Source organism: Streptomyces sp. P13-3-3, assembly GCF_050571355.1.
Classification (GTDB): domain Bacteria; phylum Actinomycetota; class Actinomycetes; order Streptomycetales; family Streptomycetaceae; genus Streptomyces; species Streptomyces althioticus.
In genome coordinates this window covers 2,955,655-2,974,517 of record NZ_CP192228.1, presented here as the reverse complement: position 1 = coordinate 2,974,517, position 18,863 = coordinate 2,955,655, and the positions used below count along the sequence as shown (strand labels likewise).

Sequence of the window (18,863 nt, the reverse complement as noted above, 5' to 3'; positions counted from 1 at the left end):
TCACCTCATCGACAGGACGTGATCGCCTCGCCTTCGGTCAGGTGGTACGCCGCCCGGCCGTCCAGGAGCAGCGGGACGAGCGCCCGCAGCGACTGCCGCAGCGGTACGAGGACACCGTCGCCGCGCTTCTGCACGCGTACGCCGTGGAGGGCCAGTTCGTCGCCCACGTCCGCGTACTGACCTGGGGTGAGGCGCTAGGCGCAGGGCGGATCGGCGAGCACCTCGGACGGGTCGGGCGTCTCGTTGTCGGCGCCGCCGAGGTACACCGGGCCGCGGTCCGCGTGGCCGGCGGCGCGGGCCCGGGCGGTGACCGCCTCGACCGTCCCGCGCTGCTCCGAGGAGAAACGGATCAGGCCGTTCAGGGCGGCGAGATGGGAGTCGACCCTGCGCCGGTTGTTGAGCGCCGCGTCGGCCTTCTCCGGGTCGGTGAGCGGATCGACGCGGCTCTCGATGAGCAGGCCGACGGCGTGTTTGACGCCGGACAGGTTGCGCAGGATGCGTTCCTGGCCGTCGCCCGCGGTCTGGCGGACCGGGTCGCCGGTGACGGGGTCGGTCCAGATGCCGTAGGTGCCGGTGGAGTACCCGGCGGCGCCGGCGGCGGGCCGGACGTGGTCCTGGGACAGCGACCGGGCGGTGTCGTGGACGGCGGGGTCGGTGTTGAGGTTGCGCGGCCACAGGTCGAACAGGTCCTTGTCGTAGTACGGCGGGGTGGCGCCGTACTCGTGCAGGTCGTAGATGATGTCGGGCCGCTCGTCGCGGATCACGGCGGCCAGCGCGCGGCCCTCGGCGGTCTTCAGGGCGACGTGGTCGCGGTTGATGTCGACACCGTCGCTGTTGCCGCGGGTGTCGGCGGCGCGGCCGTCGGGGTTGGCGGTGGGGACGACGAGCACCGTGGTGCGGTCCAGGAAGCGCCGGGTGTCCCTGTCCTCGGCGTACGCCAGGTCGCGGATCGTGGTGAGGCACGCCTCGCGGCCGGAGGGTTCGTTGCCGTGCTGGCTGCACACCAGGAGGACCTTGTTGGGGGTCCGTTCCGCGCCGATGCGGACGAGCCGCAGCGGGCGCTGCTGGGCGGTGGTGCCGATGCGGGTCACGTGGACGCGGGCGCTCGCGCGGTCGACGGTCTCCAGGAGGCGCCGCTCCTCGGGCTGGGTGGTCCAGCGGGCGCCGTGGCTGAGTTCGAAGCCGGTGCGCGGCGGAGCGGCGGTGTCGTGCGCCCCGGCGGCGGGGGCGGTGACGAGCGTGGCGGCGAGGCCCGTGAGGGCGGTGGCGGTGAGGAGCGCGGCGCGTCGTTTCATCGGGTCTCCCCCGGGACTCGGTGGGCGGCGGCGGGCGGGCGGACGCCGTCCGGTGCGGTGTGCGGTGCCGTGACGGGCGGTCCTGAGGTGGCGCGGGCGAACGCGGCGGCGCCGCCGGCGAACGGGACCCGGGCGGAGGTGCGGGCCAGGTCGAGGGTGAGCGTGGGGGTGTCGGCCGGCGGGTCGATGAGGCCGTGGTCGGTGCCGGCGACGATCAGCGCGAGCCGGTGGCCGCGGGGGACGACGTGGTCGGTGGCGGCCAGGTCGAGGGCGAGGGTGTAGCGCTTGCCGGGGACGAGGGGTTCGCCCCGGCCGGTGCCTGCGTGTTCGCCGAGGTCGGCCCAGCCGCGGCTGACGACGGTGTGGCCGACGTCGGCGGTCTTGGCGCGGGTCTCCCGGTAGCAGGAGCTGTCGCCCTCGGTACTCGGTCCCCAGCAGGTGCGTTCGGGCAGGGTGACGATGCCTTCCCCGGCGTCGGCGTAGTCGCGGATCGTGTCGGGGCCGAGGTCGACCAGGACGGCGGTGAGATGGGCCGTCGGGGTGCTGGGCGTGACGGTGACGGTCACCCGCGAGGATCCGGCGAGGCGCAGGTCGCGGGTGAGCGGCCGGGTGACGAAGCCCGCCTTCTCCGGGGTCGGGGTGTCGATCCGGGTCGCCCAGTCGGTCTCGTCCAGCGCGGGGTCGTCGGTGAAGGACGCGGTGCCCCGGCCGGGGCGCAGGCCGAGCGTGCCGACGCCGTCCTGGGCGCCGTGTGCGGGACGCAGGGTGACGGGGTGGGTGCCGCGCGGGGGCCAGGCGGTGGAGGTGACCCACGCGTCGGGCGCGCGCTCGATGTCGGCGACCGGTTCGCGGTCGATGCCGTTGTCGATGCCCTTGAGTTCGTGGTCGAACCAGCGGTGCAGGGTGCGCACCCACTCGGCGCGGCGGAAGTCGAAGGGGTCGACGTGACCGGTCTGCGACAGCCAGATCTTGCGCCGCACGCCGTTCTTCCCGAGGGCGTCCCACCAGGGGCCGACGTGCTGCATGCGGACGTTGAGGTCCTGCATGCCGTGCACCAGGAAGACGCTGGCGCGGACCTTCTTCGCGGCGCGGACGTAGTCGCGTTCGGTCCACAGCGGGGTGCGGTCGCCGGTGCGCGGGGCGCCGTCGGTGAGCTTCCGGGCGACCTCCGTGCAGTGCTCGCGGGCCTCGGGCGTCTGGACGTAGCGGGCGAGCCAGTCGGGTCCTGAGCCGTAGAGCGGGGCGCCCTGGGAGAAGTAGTAGTCGTACCAGGTGGAGATGGCGGCGATGGGGACGATGGTCTTCAGCCCCTTGACGCCGGTGGCGGCCACGCCGTTGGCGATGGTGCCGTCCCAGCTCTTGCCGATCATGCCGGTGCTGCCGTCGGTCCAGTCGGCGCGGACCCGCTCGCCGCCGGTGCGGCTGGAGTACGCCTTCGCGCGGCCGTTCAGCCAGTCGACGACCGCCTTGGCGGACTGGATGTCGCTGCGGCCGCCGACGTCGACGCAGCCGTCGGAGCGGCTGGTGCCGGCGAGGTCGACGCCGACGACGGCGTAGCCGCGCGGCACGAAATAGTTGTCGTAGAACAGCGGCATCCGCACGATGTCGCCGTGTCCGTCGTAGGTCTTGGTCTGGCTCTCGTTGCCCCGCCCGCAGCAGGAGTAGTAGGGGCTGGCGTCCATGATGACGGGGACCTTGCGGCCCGTCCGGGCGGCCTCGCGGGGCCGGACGATGTCGACGGCGACCCGGTCGGTGCGTCCGTCGCGGTCCTCGTCGAGGCCCGTGTCCACCCAGACGGCCTCGCGGATCGCGTCGGCGTAGGAGTGGACGGGGCGGCTCTCCCGGGGGGCGGCGTCCGCCGCGGCGGGGGCGAGCAGGGTGGCCGTCAGGGCGGCGGTGGCCGCCGTCGCGAGCGTTCTCCAGGTCGTGGGGCGCGTGCGTATCGGCATGCGCGGGACGGTACCCGGGTGAACTCCGGTGCAGAAGAGGGCGTCTGACGGTGCGTGGGGTGGGAGGGGAGTCAGCCGTGGTCGTACACGGTGACCGGTATTCCCCGCCCGACCAGGCGGTTCTCCACGAGCGGCTCGACGCGGGACCACGTGCCTCCCGCGAGACCGCAGCCGATGCGGGGCATGTGGACCGACGCGCCGAGTTCCAGCGCGTGTCCGGCGAGGCGGTCCAGGGCCGTGTCGATGGCCTCGTAGCGGACCGGGACGCCCTTGCTGCCGGTACGGACGCCGCGCTGGCCGATCATGTTGGCCACCCACACGTACCGCTCGGCGTGGACGAGTTGCACCGCGCCCAGGCCGAAGTCGTTCGCGGCGCGGTCGCGGTGCCAGGCGCGGTACGCCGCCTCCGGCTCGGGCCACCGGCGGGACAGGGCGAGGACGAAGCCCTTGCCCCACCCGCCGATGTCGTTGCACACATGGGCGATGATCTTGACGCCCTTCACCGACGGAACGGTGGCGTCACCCCGCACGTACCTGATCTCGGACATGGCGGCACCGTACCGGCAGGCACCGACAGCGCCCCCGGTCGTTCACCGCCCGGCGCCGACCTTGCGGCGCACGCCGCCGTACCAGCCGGCGACCAGCGCCACCGCGATGACCGGGACGAGCAGCAGCGTCTTGCGGCCCACCTCCGGGTCGTTCCACATCAGGACGATGACGGACGCCAGGAAGACGATCGTGACGATCTCGGTGACCGGGCTGCCGGGCAGCCGGAACGACGGCCGGGTGACGAGGCCCTCGCGGGCGCGGCGGACGAACACCAGGTGGCAGATCATGATGATCACCCAGGTGCTGATGATGCCGAGCGAGGCGACGTTCAGCACGATCTCGAAGGCCTGGGCGGGCACGAGGAAGTTGAGGCCGACGCCGAGCACGCACACCGCGCAGGTCAGCAGGATGCCGCCGTAGGGCACCTGGCTGCGGTTCATGCGGGCGGTGAACTTCGGCGCGGAGCCCGCCGACGCCATGGAGCGCAGGATGCGGCCGGTGGAGTACAGGCCGGAGTTCAGCGACGACATGGCGGCCGTGAGGACCACCAGGTTCATCACGTCGCCGGCGGCCGGGACGCCGATCTTCGACAGCACGGTGACGAAGGGGCTCTCCCCCGCCGAGTACATCGAGCCGGGCAGCAGCAGCGCCAGCAGGACGACGGAGCCGACGTAGAAGAGGCCGACGCGCCACATGATGGAGTTGACCGCGCGGGGGACGACCTTCTCCGGCTCGGCGGTCTCGCCCGCGGCGACGCCGACGAGTTCCAGGGCGGCGTAGGCGAAGATCACGCCCTGCATCACGAGGACGACCGGCAGCACGCCGTGCGGGAGGACCCCCCCGTGGTCGGTGATCATGCTCAGGCCGGGCGTGCCGCCGCCCACCTCGTGCCGGGTGGCGAGCAGGAAGACGCCGATCAGCATGAAGGCGACGAGGGTGGCGACCTTGACGATCGCGAACCAGAACTCCATCTCGCCGAAGATCTTCACCGAGATCAGGTTCACCGCCAGGACGACCGCGAGGGCGACCAGCGCCAGCACCCACTGGGGGATGTCGGTGAACGCGCTCCAGTAGTGCGTGTAGAGCGCGATCGCCGTGATGTCGGCGATACCGGTGGTGGACCAGTTCACGAAGTACATCCACCCGGCGACGTAGGCGCCCTTCTCGCCGAGGAACTCGCGCGCGTACGACACGAAGGAGCCGGACGACGGCCGGTACAGGACCAGCTCACCGAGGGCGCGGACCACGAAGAAGGCGAAGACGCCGCAGATCAGGTAGGCCAGCGCCAGCGCGGGGCCCGCGTCGCGCAGGCGTCCTCCGGCGCCCAGGAAGAGGCCGGTGCCGATGGCGCCGCCGATGGCGATCATGTTGACGTGGCGGGCCTTGAGGTCCTTGCTGTAGCCGGCGTCGCCCGCGTCGGCGGGCGTTCCGGCCGCCGTGGGGGGTGCGGCCGTTGCCGTGGTGACGGCGTCCTTGCTCACGCGTGGTTCCACTCTCTGGTGCGCCCGGGCGGATCACGCCCGGCTGTCCGAACTGCCTTCGGCCTGCGCGCGGTGATCACGTCACGGACCGACGGGGCACCTTTCCTGATGTGCGGGTGCGTATGCGATGGTCTGCGTCACACCGTCGGTCTCCTCACACGCCGGCGCGTGCCCCGGCACTTGATTGACAGCAGAGGTGTCACAGCGGCGGTGGGACAGCGATACTGCTGCACATGACGACCGAGACCGAGGCCCTGACGATCGACGAGCTGGCGGCCCGGGCCGGGGTCACCGTGCGTACGGTCCGCTTCTACGGCACCAAGGGCCTGCTGCCGCCCCCGGTGCTCGGTCCCCGGCGGGTCGGCCGCTACGGCAGGGAACATCTGGCGCGCCTGGAACTGATCGAGGAGCTGCAGAGCCGGGGCATGACCCTGGCCGCGATCGAACGCTATCTGGCGCAGCTGCCGCCCGACCTGAGCGTGCGGGACCTGGCCGTGCAGCGGGCGGTGGTCGCGTCCTGGGCGCCGGGCACGACTGAGACGGTGTCCCGCGCGGAGCTGGAGCGCAGGGCGGGGCGCGCGCTGGGCGAGGAGGAGCTGAAGCGGCTCGCGGCGATGGACGTCGTGGAGCGGGCGGGCGGCCCGGGAGCGGACTCGGACGAGGAACTCTTCCGGGTGGACGCCGGGCTGCTGCGGCTCGGGGTGGAGCTGCTGGACGTGCCGCTGTCGCACGAGTCGGTGCTGGCCGCCCGCGCGGTGCTCACCGAGCATTCCCGCGCGGCGGCCCGGGAGCTGTCGCGGCTGCTGCGCGACGCGGTGGCGGACGGGGACACGCGCGACCGGCGGTCCCTGTCGGCGCGGATGCATCCGCTGGTGGTGCAGGCGCTCCTCACCACGTTCCAGCGGTCGCTGAAGGAGGAGCTGCGGGAGTGGCTCGACGAGGACGGCTGAGCCGCCGCCCGCCGAGCCACCGCCTCGGGGTCAGCGGGCGTCGGTGAAGACCTCGCCCTTCTCCGCCTTCTCCACCAGGAGGGCGGGCGGGGTGAACCGCTCGCCGTAGCGCTCGGCCAGCTCGCGGGCGCGGGCGACGAAGCCGAGCAGGCCGCCGTCGTAGCCGTTGATGTACTGCAGGACGCCGCCGGTCCAGCCGGGGAAGCCGATGCCGAGGATGGAGCCGATGTTGGCGTCGGCTACGGAGGTGAGCACGCCCTCCTCCAGCAGGCGGACGGTGTCCAGCGCCTCCGAGAACAGCATCCGCTCCTGCATGTCGCGGAACGGGATGGTGTGCCCCGGCTTGGTGAAGTGCTCGCGCAGCCCCGGCCACAGCAGGCCGCGCTTGCCGCTCTCGTCGTAGTCGTAGAAGCCGGCGCCGCCGGAGCGTCCGGTGCGGCCGAACTCGTCGACCATGCGGTCCACGACCGCCTCGGCCGGGTGCGGGGTCCAGGTGCCGCCCGCCTCCTCGACCGCCCGCTGCGTCTCGCGGCGGATCTTCCGCGGGAGGGTGAGGGTGAGCTCGTCCATGAGGGAGAGCACCTTGGCCGGGTAGCCCGCCTGGGCGGCCGCCTGCTCGACCGACGCGGGCTCGACGCCCTCGCCGACCATCGCCACGCCCTCGTTGATGAAGTGGCCGATGACACGGGAGGTGAAGAAGCCGCGGGAGTCGTTGACCACGATCGGGGTCTTGTTGATCTGCCGGACCAGGTCGAAGGCGCGGGCGAGCGCCTCCTCGCCGGTGCGCTCCCCCTTGATGATCTCGACGAGCGGCATCTTGTCGACGGGCGAGAAGAAGTGCAGCCCGATGAAGTCCTCCTGCCGCTCGACGCCCTCGGCGAGGGCGGTGATGGGGAGGGTGGAGGTGTTGGAGCAGAGCAGCGCGTCGGGGGCGACGACGTTCTGCACCTCCTGGAAGACCTTGTGCTTGAGGGAGGTGTCCTCGAAGACGGCCTCGATGACCGCGTCGCAGCCGGCGAGGTCGGACACCTCGGCGGTGGGCGTGATCCGGGCGAGGAGGGCGTCGGCCTTCTCCCGGGTGGTGCGGCCGCGCGAGACGGCCTTGGCGCACAGCTTCTCGGAGTAGGCCTTGCCCTTGAGCGCGGATTCCGGGGTGACGTCCTTGAGGACGACGTCGATGCCGGCGCGGGCGCAGGAGTAGGCGATGCCCGCGCCCATCATGCCGGCGCCGAGGACGGCGACCTTGGTGACCTTGCGGGCGGGCACGTCCTTGGGGCGCCCGGCGCCGGAGTTGACGGCCTGGAGGTCGAAGAAGAACGCCTGGATCATGTTCTTCGACGTCTGTCCCGCGGCCAGCTCGACGAAGTAGCGGGCCTCGATGACCTGCGCGGTCTCGAAGTCGACCTGGGCGCCCTCGACGGCGGCGGCCATGATGTTGCGCGGGGCCGGGTAGGGGGCGCCGCCGGTCTGCTTGCGCAGGCTCGCCGGGAAGGCGGGCAGGTTGGCGGCGAACTTCGGGTTCGACGGGGTGCCGCCGGGGATGCGGTAGCCGGGGCGGTCCCAGGGCTGCGCGGACTCGGGGTGGGCGTCGATGAAGGCGCGGGCCTTGGCGAGCATCTCCTCGCGGGTTGCGGCGACCTCGTCGACCAGGCCGTTCTCCAGGGCGCGGCGCGGGTTGTACTGGGTGCCCTGGAGGAGCACCTTCAGCAGGGCGTCGGTGATGCCGAGCAGGCGCACGGTGCGGACGACGCCGCCGCCTCCGGGCAGCAGGCCGAGGGTGACCTCCGGGCAGCCGATCTTGGAGCCGGGGGCGTCCAGGGCGACGCGGTGGTGGCAGGCGAGGGCGATCTCGTAACCGCCGCCGAGGGCCGCGCCGTTGATGGCGGCGACGACCGGCTTGCCGAGGGTCTCCATGCGGCGCAGCTGGCGCTTGAATGCCAGGCCGCCGTCGAACAGGTCCTGCGCGGTGTCGGGGGTGACCCGGATCAGGTCGCGCAGGTCGCCGCCGGCGAAGAAGGTCTTCTTGGCGGAGGTGAGGATGACGCCGCGAATGGAGTCCTTCTCCGCCTCCAGGCGGTCGGTGATCGCGGCGAAGGAGTCGCGGAACGCCTTGTTGACGGTGTTCGCGGACTGGTTCGGGTCGTCGAGGACGAGGGTGACGACGCCGGTGTCGTCCTGCTCCCAGCGGATGGTGGTGGACTCGCTGCTCATGAGGGTGTGCTCCAGGTGATCCGTCGGGAGGGGGTCAGATGCGCTCGACGATGGTGGCGATGCCCATGCCGCCGCCCACGCAGAGCGTGGCGAGCCCGTAGCGCTTGTCCTGGCGCTCCAGTTCGTCGACGAGGGTGCCGAGGATCATCGCGCCGGTCGCGCCGAGCGGGTGGCCCAGGGCGATGGCGCCGCCGTTGACGTTGACCTTGTCCAGCGACAGGCCCATGTCCTTGACGAAGCGGAGCACGACGGCGGCGAACGCCTCGTTGATCTCGACGAGGTCGATGTCGTCGATGGTCAGTCCGGCCTTGGCGAGCGCCTTGCGGGTGGCGGGCGCGGGGCCGGTGAGCATGATGGTCGGCTCGGAGCCGGACACGGCGGCGGAGACGATGCGGGCGCGCGGGGTGAGGCCGTACCGCTCGCCGACCTCCTTGGAGCCGATCGCGACGAGGGCGGCGCCGTCGACGATGCCGGAGGAGTTGCCGGCGTGGTGGACGTGGTCGATCTTCTCGACCCAGTGGTACTCCTGGAGCGCGACGGCGTCGAAGCCGCCCAGCTCGCCGATGTCCGCGAAGGACGGCTTGAGCTTGCCGAGGGAGTCGGCGGTGGTGCCGGGGCGCAGGTGCTCGTCGTGGTCGAGGACGACGAGGCCGCTGCGGTCCTTCACCGGGACGACGGACCGCTCGAAGCGGTTCTCCTTCCAGGCGCCTGCGGCGCGCTCCTGGGAGAGGGCGGCGTACTCGTCGACGTCGCGGCGGGAGAAGCCCTCGATGGTGGCGATGAGGTCGGCGCCGATGCCCTGCGGCACGAAGTTGACGTCGAGGTTGGTCATCGGGTCGTTGAACCAGGCGCCGCCGTCGGAGGCCATCGGGACGCGGGACATGGACTCCACGCCGCCCGCGAGGACCAGGTCCTCCCAGCCGGAACGGACCTTCATCGCGGCCATGTTGACGGCTTCGAGTCCGGAGGCGCAGAAGCGGTTCTCCTGGACGCCGGCCACCGTGTCGGGCAGGCCCGCGGCGATGGCGGCGATGCGGGCGATGTCGGAGCCCTGGTCGCCGACCGGGCCGACGACGCCCAGGACGATGTCGTCGACGGCGGCCGGGTCGAGTCCGGGGAAGCGGGCGCGGATCTCGTGGATCAGCCCGACGACCAGGTCGATCGGCTTGGTGCCGTGCAGGGCGCCGTTCGCCTTGCCGCGCCCGCGCGGGGTGCGGATCGCGTCGTACACATACGCTTCGGTGCTCACGAGGAGGCCTTTCGCTCAAGGATTCGAGGGCGGGGACAGCAGGCCGGGTACGTCCCAGTCGCGGGCCACGTCCTCGGTGTCGGCGCCCGGCCGGGCGGGCCCGGTGCGGACGGTGGCGGGCGTCGCGGAGAACCGCGGCGCGGGTGCGGGCTGGGTGATGCCCGCGTGGTCGGTGAAGGTGGAGCGGGCGGCGAGGTGCGGGTGGTGCGGGGCCTCCCGCAGCGACAGCACCGGCGCCACGCACGCGTCGGTGCCCTCGAAGACGGCCGTCCAGGCGTCGCGGGTACGGGAGGCGAACCGCTCGGCGACCCGGGCGCGCAGCTCGGGCCAACGGGTGACGTCGGAGTGCGCCCCTTGGAGGCCGGGGAGGTCCAGCAGGCGCAGGAACTCGGCGTAGAAGCGGGGCTCCAGCGCGCCGACGGCCATGTGCCCGCCGTCGGCGGTCTCGTAGGTGCCGTAGTAGGGGCAGCCGCCGTCGAGGAGGTTCGCCCCGCGGTGGTCCTGCCAGACACCGGCGGCGAGCATGCCGTGGATCATCGACGTGAGATGGGCGGTGCCGTCGACGATGGCCGCGTCGACGTCCTGGCCGGCGCCGGTGGCGCGGGCGTGGTGCAGGGCGGCGAGGACACCGACGACCAGGTAGAGGGAGCCGCCGGCGTAGTCGCCGAGGAGGTTGGCGGGGGCGACCGGGGGCCGGCCGGCCTCGCCGGTCATGCCGAGGGCGCCGGTGACGGCGATGTAGCCGATGTCGTGTCCGGCGCGGTCGGCGAGGGGGCCTTCCTGCCCCCAGCCGGTCATCCGTCCGTAGACCAGGCGCGGGTTGCGGGCCCGGCAGTCCTCGGGGCCGACGCCGAGGCGCTCGGCGACGCCGGGACGGTAGCCCTCGATGAGGATGTCGGCGCGCGCGGCGAGGTCGAGGACGTGCCGCACGCCGTCGGACGTCTTGAGGTCGACGACCACCGAGCGCTTGTTGCGGTTGGTGACGTCCCGGGCCGGGTCGATGCCGAGTCCGGGGCCGCCGGGGCGGTCGACGCGTACGACGTCGGCGCCCAGGTCGGCGAGGAGCATGGCCGCGAAGGGGCCCGGGCCGATCCCGGCCAGCTCGACCACGCGCACGCCGGTGAGCGGGCCGTGCTCCGGCGCCGTCGCCTCCGTCATCGAGCCCCCATCGGCTGTGACACTGTTGGTGTAACACCTGCGATGTTAAGAAGGTCGCGGACCCGGCACAAGGGGAGCCGAGCAAGCGCTTGGCCAGAGTAGCCGGGAGGGTGCCCGGGGTGTTCGCGGCGGGGGTGGCGGGCCGCCGGTGACCGGGGGCGGGGTTCGGGTCCGGGGGCGGGGTTCGGGTCCGGGACCGGTGGTCCGGCGGGCCTCGATGGCGGCCGTCCGACGGGCCGGGCGGCCTTCCGCAGGCCGGGCGACGGCCATCCGCCGGCTGGGGCGGCCATCGGCCGGCCGGGCGGCGGTGCCGCGGTGGGCCGGGGCGGCTCCCGTGGGTCGAGTGACGGCCATCCGCGACCGGGGCAGCCATTTGCCGGCCGGGGGACGGTCCAGCGGCGGGCCGCGGCGGCCTCCGCAGGCCGGATGGCGGCCCTGCGGCGACCCGGCACCGGGCGTCTCAGCGGGCCGTCCGCTCCGCCGTCCGGGCGTCCAGCTCGGCCACCCGGCGCTTCATGGCGACCGTGCGGTAGCTCTCCTCGACCCAGTCGCGGAGCAGCTCCGCCGCCGGGGCGCCCGTGGGCTCCAGCGGGACGCGCACCCAGCCGGCCTTTCCGAGGCCGTACCCCGCGGGCTCGGCGCCCGGACAGGCGAGCGCGTGGGCGTGCGCCGTCTCGTCCGTCAGCTTCACGGTGACCCCGAGCGGGTGACTGCCGTCGGCGGCGCCGAGGAAGACGAACACCTTCCGGTCGACCTTGGCGACCGTGTCGCCCCAGGGATGCTCCTCGACGGCGCCCGGCAGGCGCAGCGCCCACTCGCGCACTTTCTCCCACTTCCGCAGGGCGTTCCGTGGCACGGCCATCGCTTACCTCCGGGCTCGTCGTCGGGCTCCGCACCCCTCACGCTAGCCTCGGCCACCGACAGCGGCGCGGCTGCACGACCAAGGGGTGTCATGAGCAGGCTGAGCAGGACGGACCGTCCGTACGACATCGTGCTCTTCGGAGCGACCGGTTTCGCCGGGACGCTGACCGCGGAGTACCTGGCCGCCCATGCGCCGGAGGGACTGCGCTGGGCGGTCGCGGGCCGCAGCGAGCGGAAGCTGGAGGAACTGCGGGAGCGGCTGCCCGGCGGCGAGAAGATCGGCGCGCTGCGCGCGGACGTCTCCGAGCCGGCCACGCTGCGCGCCCTCGCCGAGCAGGCGCGGGTGGTCGCCACCACGGTGGGGCCCTACGTGGAGTACGGCGAGGAACTCGTCGCCGCCTGCGCGGACACCGGCGCGGACTACGCCGACCTGACGGGTGAGCCGGAGTTCGTCGACCTGATGTACGTCCGCCACGACGCCCGCGCGCGGGAGACGGGGGCGCGGCTGGTGCACGCCTGCGGCTTCGACTCGGTGCCGCACGACCTGGGCGCGTACTTCACGGTGCGGCATCTGCCGGAGGACGTGCCGCTGACGGTCGACGGGTACGTCACCGCCGACGCGGCCTTCTCGGGCGGCACCTTCGCCTCGGCGCTGAACCAGTTCGGCCGGCCGGGCGCGCTGCGGGCCGCCGCGCGGGACCGCCGGCGCCACGAGCCCCGGCTGGTGGGCCGGCGCACCTCCGCCCCGACGGGCGCCCCGCGTTACGCGCCGGAGGTGGACGCCTGGGCGCTGCCCCTGCCGACGATCGACGGCCGGATCGTGCGCCGCTCGGCGAAGGCGCTGCCCCGCTACGGCCCGGACTTCCGCTACCGCCACTACGCCGCGGTGCGCAGTCTGCCGATGGCCCTCGGCGGGGTGGCCGCGGTCGGCACGCTGGTCGCGGCGGCCCAGGTCCCGCCGCTGCGCCGCGCCCTGTCCGCCCGCCTCAAGCCCGGTGAGGGGCCGAGCCCCGAGAAGCGGGCCCGCAGCTGGTTCACGGTCCGCTTCGTCGGCGAGGGCGGCGGCCGCCGGGTCTACACCGAGGTCTCGGGCGGCGACCCCGGCTACGACGAGACGGCGAAGATGCTCGCCGAGAGCGCGCTGAGCCTGGCCCTCGACGACCTCCCCCGGACGTCGGGCCAGGTCACGACGGCGGCGGCGATGGGCGACGCCCTGATCGACCGCCTCCAGAAGGCGGGGATCCGGTTCCGGGTGGCGGCCGTGCGGTGAGGAGTGGCCGGCGGGCGGCTGGGGGGTGGGGCAGCTCGCGGAGACCCGTGCGTCGCGCCTTCGCGCGGGCGCGCGCCGCGCGCGCCGCGGTCAGAGCTGCCAGGTGATCAGCGTGTAGATCATTCCCACGAGCCAGCCCGCGCCCGCCAGGGCCCCGAGGGCCAGGCCCAGTGTGACCGCTCGGCCGGTGGGGCGGGCGGGGGTGCGGGTGGTGTGGTGTGTCGGCATGGCGAACACCCCGCCGTCGGGCGGGTGTTCGGACATCCGTACACGTACTCAGTCCGCCGTGAGTTCGGGTGCTGCCTCGCGGAGGGCGCGGCGGCACAGGGCGTCCGCCCTGCGGGTGGTCTCGGGGAGGCGGTAGGCGGGGGCCAGAGCGAGGGTGTGGGCGCAGGCGTTGTCCAGGCTCACCCGGTGGCCCACCGACACGAACACCGGCTTGACGGCGTCCCGGGTGCGCAGGGCGCGGCCCACCTCCTCGGCGCCGGCGAGCAGCGGGGCGGTGCTGCCGCGCGGGGCGGCGGGCTCGTCGTAGGTGAAGGTGAAGGGGTTCTTGGCCACGCCGATCGTCGGGAGTCCGGTGAGGACGCCGAGGTGGCTGGCGAGGCCGAAGCGACGCGGGTGGGCGAGACCGTAGCCGTCGCAGACCACGAGGCCGGGCGCGCAGGGCAGCGCCTCCAGGGCGGCCCGCACCGTGGGGATCTCGCGGAAGGCCAGCAGTCCGGGCACGTACGGGAAGGAGATCCGGCCGACGGCGGTGGACTCGGCGACGACGTCCAGGGTGGCCGCGTCCAGCACGACCGCCGCTGCGGCGACCACGTCCCGCTCGTCGTCGTAGGCGACGTCGACGCCGGTCACGTGGCCGGTGCCGGGCGGCGGGCCCGGCTCGCCGAGCACCACCTTCGTGCGCAGCTCGTCCTGGACCGCGCGGGCCTCTTCCTCGGTGGCCGGCCAGCCGGCCGGCGTGCGTACGGTCGTCATGGTGCCCCGAGCCTACGGGGCGGGGCGCTCCGCGCGGAGGGGGCCTCCCGGCCCGCGGCTCCGCGCGGAGGCGTGGGGCTCACTTGCCGAGCGCCCGCTGCAGCTGGCCCTTGTTCATGCTCGAACGGCCCTCGATGTTCCGCTTCTTGGCCTCTTCGTAGAGCTGGTCGCGGGTCGGGCCCTGGGAGCCCTTGCCGGACCGCTGGCCGCCGCGCTTGCCGGAGGACATGTCCTGCGTCGACGTCCGGCTGGCGGTCTTCGACTCGCCGGACCGGGCGCGTTCCTTGTTCACCGTCCGGGCGGCGATCTCCTTGGCGCGCCCGGTGCTCTCGCCCCGGTCCTTCGCGCTCTCCTTGATGTGCTCGTACTGACGCTCCCGCTTGGGGCTGGAACCGCTGGGCATGTCCGCTCACTTTCTCTCGCGCTCGGCGAGCGCTCGGTCGCGTACAGCGGTCGGGTACCCCGGACTGCGGCAGGCAGTGCCCTCGGCCCGGGTCACTGCTCCAGCCGGGCGACCCTGCCCTTCTCCCCCGCCGCCCAGCAGCCCCGGTCGGGCGTGCAGTCGACGGTGTCGTACGAGCCGGTGTCGACGGTGCGCCAGGTGCGGCCGCCGTCGGTGGTCAGGTCGGTGCCGGTGGGGCCGACGGCGAGGGCGTCGGTGCGGCTGTGCGGGAGCCAGGCGACGCCGGAACGGTAGGCCGGCGGGGGCCCCGCCGCCGGGCGCCAGCCGCGACCGCCGTCCGTGGTGCGCGCGGCGGCGTCGGGCGAGGGCAGACCGGGGTTGAAGTCGCCGCCGACGGCGAGACCGTGATGGCGGTCGCGGAAGGCGAGGGCGAAGACGCCGCGCGCCGGGTCGCCGGCGGGGATCGGGGTGTCGGCGGCCGTCCAGGTGCGGCCGCGGTCGGCGGAGTGCAGCACGCGGGCGCGGTCCGCTCCCCCGGTGGCCAGCCAGACGTCCCTCGGCCCGGACGACACCAGGCACTGGCCGCTCGCGGCGAACCCGGCCTCGCCCTCCAGCGCCGGGGGCATTCCGGTGTCCGGGAGCACGGTCCAGGAACGGCCGCCGTCGCGGGTCGACAGGATGCGGAACCTCCCGTCCACGGGGTCGCTCATGGCGAGGCCGTGGCGGTGGTCGAAGAAGGTGACGCAGTCGTAGAAGGCGCGGGGGTCCGGGTTGCGGAAGGTCTCGGTCCACGTGGTTCCGCCGTCGTCGGTGCGGTAGACGCGGGAGTCCTCGCCCTCGCCGATGGCCAGCACCACGGCCCGGCGCGCGTCGAACGCCTCGACGTCCCGGAACTGCAACTCCCCCGCGCCGGGCGGCGAGACGTCCCGCCAGGTCCGTCCGCCGTCGGTGGTCCGCAGCACGGTGCCGAGGGTTCCGGCCACCCAGGCGGTGTCGCGGCTGACGGCGGCCAGACCGCGGAACCGCACGTCGGGGGCGTCGGTCTCCTTCAACGACCAGTGCGGGGCGCGCTCCTGGCGGGCCGGGCCCTGCGCCTGGGCGGGTACCGCGGTGAGCGCGGCGAGCGCCGCCGCGCAGGCGGCCGCCGCCGTCGCCCGCCGAAGGCGCCGTCCCGTCCTTCCCGGCGATCCCGTACGTCCCGTCGTTCCCTGCCGTCGCGTACTTCCCCAGCGCCTCATGGCGGGCGAAGCTAGCCCACCGGCGGGGCACCGTCCAGAGCGCCCGCCGGCGGCGACCGCCCCAAGTGGCCCGTGCGGGACGGGAGGAGAGACGTGTCACTCGGGTGCATGAAGGCGGTGACAGAGGTCACTCGCACTCCAAGCGCACGGAATGGCCGATTCCAGCGTCTCTTCAAGTAGCCGACAGACACGAACCGCCCGGAAGCCAGCCCAGCCGTCACGAGGGAGCAAGGCGTTGTCCACCGTCATCGAGCAGTCCGTAGAGGCCCGCCTGGTCGCAGCAGCGCCGCGGATGGCCGACATCCCCGCCACGCTCCACTACGACGGCGCCGACCCGTTCGCCGTCCGCATGACCTTTCCCGCGCCCGCCACGCTCGAAGGCGTCGACGTGTGCTGGACGTTCGCCCGTGACCTGCTCGCGGCGGGCATGGAGTCCCCGGAGGGCGACGGCGACGTCCGGGTGCGCCCGTACGGCTACGACCGCACGGTGATGGAGTTCCACGCCCCGGAGGGCACGGCCGTCATCCACGTCCGTTCCGGGGAGCTGCGCCGCTTCCTGGAGGCGACGAGCGAACTCGTCCCCACCGGCCTCGAACACCTTCACCTCGACCTCGACCACGACCTCGCGGAACTGATGCGGGACGCGTGAGCCCACGGCGGACGGCCAGGCTCCCGGGTGACGCGGGGTGCCTGGCCGTCCGCCGTTCGCTCGTCAGCGGCCCTTCGGCAGCGAAGCCGCCGGAACCGCGCCGCGCAGGCCCGTCTCCAGTTCGTGGAGGATCGCGGTGAGGCCGGGGTCCGTCGGCACGGCGGGCACGGTGCCCGAGGCCGGGAGGGGGAGGTCGGCGGCCATGGCGAGGACGAGGGTCGTCGCGGTGGTCCCGTCGGGGACGGCGGCGCCGGAGAGGACCTGGTGGGCCTCCGTCCGCAGGGCGTCCGCGCGGGCCCTGTCGACGAGGACGTGGTCCACCGACGGGAACACGCCGAGCACCCGGTGCTTCTCGGCCCTCAGCACGCCCTCGGCGACCAGGTGCTCGCGGACCGCGTCCAGGGTGTGCCGGGCGTGCAGCGTCACCCAGGTGCGCCAGTCGTGCGGGAAGGACTCGCTGACCAGCTCGAGGAGCCCGTCCAGGGCCGGGTCGCCGGTCCGGGAGTCCAGGTCGCGCGGGGTCGCGATGCCGTCGTCGTCGACCAGCAGGCCGCGCCGCGCGAGATCGGCCAGGGCGCCGGCCCGCACCACGGGGGCGGCCCGGGTGGGGTCGAGGTCCCAGGCCAGCAGGCACAGGCGGGCCGGCAGGGAGAGCGGGCCGTTGGGCACGAGGCCTCCTCGGTGCGGGGACACGGGGTCCACGGTGTCCGGAAAATCACGTTGACGGCCGGTGGGGCCGCGCGTAACGTCGTCGGCGGTTCTGTTGCCGTCGATGGGAGAAGGACGTTGCTCGTCTGAGGTTCTGAGACACCGCCTCACACCGGTCAGGTGTGTGCGCTGCGTGCGACCTCGGCGTTCGAGCCGTCCTTGCGGTCCCTCCGCAACGGGGCTTTTCTCATGCCACGGATTCCTCCCCGGCTGCCGGTCGTCGTCCCGCGGTGTCTCGATACGCGTGTGCCCCTGATCGAACCGTGCAACCGCGGAGGCCCGCATGTCAGCTTCACTCACCTGTCACTCCCTCTCCTTCACCTGGCCCGACGGCACCGTCGTCTTCGAAGAACTCGACGCGGCCTTCGGCCCGGGCCGCACCGGCCTCGTCGGACTCAACGGCTCCGGCAAGTCGACCCTGCTCAAACTGATCGCCGGCGAGCTCACCCCCACGGAGGGCTCCGTCAAGGTGTCCGGCGAGGTGGGCCGGCTGCCGCAGACCGTCACGCTGGACACCGCGCTGCGGGTCGACGAGGCCCTCGGCATCGCCGCGAAGCGGGCCGCGCTGCACGCCATCGAGGCGGGCGACGTGGCGGAGGAGCACTTCGAGACCGTCGGCGACGACTGGGACGTCGAGGAGCGCGCCCTGGCCACGCTGGGCGAGCTGGGTCTCGGACACATCGGCCTGGACCGCACCGTCGGCGAGGTGTCCGGCGGCGAGTCGGTCATGCTGCGGCTGGCCGCCCTGCTGCTGAGCCGTCCCGACGTGCTGCTGCTCGACGAACCCACCAACAACCTCGACCTGTACGCCCGCAGACGGCTGTACGCGGCCGTCGAGAACTGGCAGGGCGTCCTGGTCGTGGTGAGCCACGACCGGGAACTGCTCGACCTCGTCGACCAGATCGCCGATCTGCGTCCCGGCGGCATCCACTGGTACGGCGGCAACTACACGGCGTACGAGGAGGCGCTGGCCGTGGAGCAGGAGGCGGCGGAGCGCATGGTGCGCGTCGCCGAGGCGGACCTGCGCAAGCAGAAGCGCGACCTGACCGAGGCCCAGGTCAAGCTGGCCCGCCGCCGGAGGTACGGCCAGAAGATGTTCGAGCAGAAACGCGAGCCGAAGATCGTCATGGGTGCGCGCAGGCGCGCGGCGCAGGTCTCCGCAGGCAAGCACCGCATCATGCACGAGGAGAAGCTCGCCGAGGCCAAGGAGCGGCTCGACGACGCGGTGGAGGCGGTGCGGGACGACGACGAGATCCGCGTCGACCTGCCGTACACCGCCGTGCCGCCGGGGCGCCAGGTCCTCACCCTGATGGATCTGGAGCCGGTGTACGGCGCCCGGGTGAAGGGTCTCGACCTGCGGGGCCCGGAGCGCGTGGCGCTGATCGGACGCAACGGCGCCGGGAAGACGACGCTGCTGCGCACGATCGCCGGGGAACTGACCCCGGCGTCGGGCGAGGCGACGGCGCACGTCCCGCTGCGGTTCCTGCCGCAGCGGCTCGACGTCCTGGACCCGGAGCTGACGGTGGCGGAGAACGTAGCGCGGTTCGCGCCGGGCGCCACCAACAACCGGATCAGGGCGCGGCTCGCCCGCTTCCTGTTCCGGGGCGCCCGCGCCGACCAGCAGGCGTCGACCCTGTCCGGCGGCGAGCGGTTCCGGGCGACCCTGGCGGCACTGATGCTGGCGGAGCCCGCACCGCAGCTGCTCATGCTCGACGAGCCGACGAACAACCTCGACATGGCGAGCGTCCGGCAGCTCACCACGGCGCTGGAGTCGTTCGAGGGGGCGCTGGTCGTGGCCAGTCACGACCTGCCGTTCCTGGAGTCGATCGGCATCACGCGCTGGCTGATGATGGAAGGAGGAGAGCTGAAGGAAATCACGCCGGAAGCTGTCGGGTATTCCGCCTAGCGTCG

16 protein-coding genes and 1 pseudogene are annotated in these 18,863 nt (G+C 73.5%); 4 read left to right on the top strand and 13 right to left on the bottom strand.

The window, feature by feature from the left end; all coding sequences use genetic code 11:
• Positions 1-5: 5 nt before the first annotated feature.
• The 4 genes and pseudogenes from ACQZOG_RS13525 to ACQZOG_RS13510 all read right to left on the bottom strand — a co-directional run bounded on the left by ACQZOG_RS13525 (position 6) and on the right by ACQZOG_RS13510 (position 5,274).
• A pseudogene (locus ACQZOG_RS13525) lies at positions 6-1,295 on the bottom strand (M14 family metallopeptidase).
• Positions 1,292-3,244, bottom strand: a complete 1,953-nt coding sequence (locus tag ACQZOG_RS13520; protein WP_365166137.1) for a Xaa-Pro dipeptidyl-peptidase — start codon at positions 3,242-3,244, stop codon at positions 1,292-1,294. Before ACQZOG_RS13520 ends, ACQZOG_RS13525 begins: the two are co-directional and overlap by 4 nt.
• 71 nt (positions 3,245-3,315) lie before the next feature.
• Positions 3,316-3,792: a macro domain-containing protein gene (locus ACQZOG_RS13515; protein ID WP_058917417.1), complete on the bottom strand. Its 477-nt coding sequence runs from the start codon at positions 3,790-3,792 to the stop codon at positions 3,316-3,318.
• A gap of 42 nt (positions 3,793-3,834) precedes the next feature.
• The gene (locus tag ACQZOG_RS13510; RefSeq protein WP_033277616.1) at positions 3,835-5,274 is read right to left on the bottom strand and encodes an amino acid permease; all 1,440 of its coding nucleotides are present in this window, start codon (positions 5,272-5,274) and stop codon (positions 3,835-3,837) included.
• 233 nt (positions 5,275-5,507) lie between these two features.
• Between ACQZOG_RS13510 and ACQZOG_RS13505 the strand changes: the two genes are divergently transcribed.
• On the top strand, positions 5,508-6,224 hold the full coding sequence (locus ACQZOG_RS13505; protein ID WP_033277615.1) for a MerR family transcriptional regulator: 717 nt from the start codon (positions 5,508-5,510) through the stop codon (positions 6,222-6,224).
• Positions 6,225-6,254: 30 nt separating this feature from the next.
• Here the strand turns inward: ACQZOG_RS13505 and ACQZOG_RS13500 are convergent, their stop codons facing one another.
• The 4 genes from ACQZOG_RS13500 to ACQZOG_RS13485 all read right to left on the bottom strand — a co-directional run bounded on the left by ACQZOG_RS13500 (position 6,255) and on the right by ACQZOG_RS13485 (position 11,704).
• Positions 6,255-8,435 (bottom strand): 3-hydroxyacyl-CoA dehydrogenase NAD-binding domain-containing protein, encoded by a 2,181-nt coding sequence (locus ACQZOG_RS13500; protein WP_203549710.1) that lies wholly within the window; start codon positions 8,433-8,435, stop codon positions 6,255-6,257.
• A 34-nt stretch (positions 8,436-8,469) separates the two neighbouring features.
• Entirely contained in the window at positions 8,470-9,684 is a 1,215-nt protein-coding gene (locus tag ACQZOG_RS13495) for an acetyl-CoA C-acetyltransferase (protein WP_033277613.1), read from the bottom strand.
• 15 nt (positions 9,685-9,699) lie between these two features.
• Entirely contained in the window at positions 9,700-10,842 is a 1,143-nt protein-coding gene (locus ACQZOG_RS13490; RefSeq protein ID WP_033277612.1) for a CaiB/BaiF CoA transferase family protein, read from the bottom strand.
• A 460-nt stretch (positions 10,843-11,302) separates the two neighbouring features.
• Complete coding sequence (locus ACQZOG_RS13485) at positions 11,303-11,704, bottom strand: MmcQ/YjbR family DNA-binding protein (protein WP_382001111.1); 402 nt, start codon at positions 11,702-11,704, stop codon at positions 11,303-11,305.
• A gap of 90 nt (positions 11,705-11,794) precedes the next feature.
• On the opposite strand from ACQZOG_RS13485, the gene ACQZOG_RS13480 reads away from it, so the two are divergent.
• Positions 11,795-12,973 carry a saccharopine dehydrogenase family protein gene (locus ACQZOG_RS13480; protein ID WP_261675980.1) on the top strand — a complete coding sequence of 393 codons (1,179 nt, stop codon included), beginning with the start codon at positions 11,795-11,797 and terminating at the stop codon, positions 12,971-12,973.
• Positions 12,974-13,063: 90 nt separating this feature from the next.
• Here the strand turns inward: ACQZOG_RS13480 and mmpA are convergent, their stop codons facing one another.
• The 4 genes from mmpA to ACQZOG_RS13460 all read right to left on the bottom strand — a co-directional run bounded on the left by mmpA (position 13,064) and on the right by ACQZOG_RS13460 (position 15,595).
• On the bottom strand, positions 13,064-13,237 hold the full coding sequence (mmpA, locus tag ACQZOG_RS13475; RefSeq protein ID WP_157842206.1) for a morphogenic membrane protein MmpA: 174 nt from the start codon (positions 13,235-13,237) through the stop codon (positions 13,064-13,066).
• A 12-nt stretch (positions 13,238-13,249) separates the two neighbouring features.
• A complete protein-coding gene (locus ACQZOG_RS13470) occupies positions 13,250-13,954 on the bottom strand; it encodes an endonuclease V (protein WP_430741520.1) in 705 nt (234 codons plus the stop codon).
• Positions 13,955-14,033: 79 nt separating this feature from the next.
• Complete coding sequence (locus ACQZOG_RS13465; protein WP_033277608.1) at positions 14,034-14,357, bottom strand: hypothetical protein; 324 nt, start codon at positions 14,355-14,357, stop codon at positions 14,034-14,036.
• Positions 14,358-14,449: 92 nt separating this feature from the next.
• A complete protein-coding gene (locus ACQZOG_RS13460) occupies positions 14,450-15,595 on the bottom strand; it encodes a WD40/YVTN/BNR-like repeat-containing protein (protein ID WP_351035805.1) in 1,146 nt (381 codons plus the stop codon).
• Between the two features lie 235 nt (positions 15,596-15,830).
• Between ACQZOG_RS13460 and ACQZOG_RS13455 the strand changes: the two genes are divergently transcribed.
• A complete protein-coding gene (locus ACQZOG_RS13455; protein ID WP_033277606.1) occupies positions 15,831-16,244 on the top strand; it encodes an SsgA family sporulation/cell division regulator in 414 nt (137 codons plus the stop codon).
• Between the two features lie 63 nt (positions 16,245-16,307).
• On the opposite strand, the gene ACQZOG_RS13450 is transcribed toward ACQZOG_RS13455, so the two are convergent.
• A complete protein-coding gene (locus ACQZOG_RS13450; protein WP_037642839.1) occupies positions 16,308-16,913 on the bottom strand; it encodes a GOLPH3/VPS74 family protein in 606 nt (201 codons plus the stop codon).
• 322 nt (positions 16,914-17,235) lie between these two features.
• On the opposite strand from ACQZOG_RS13450, the gene ACQZOG_RS13445 reads away from it, so the two are divergent.
• Entirely contained in the window at positions 17,236-18,858 is a 1,623-nt protein-coding gene (locus ACQZOG_RS13445) for an ABC-F family ATP-binding cassette domain-containing protein (RefSeq protein WP_382001116.1), read from the top strand.
• Positions 18,859-18,863: the final 5 nt, after the last annotated feature.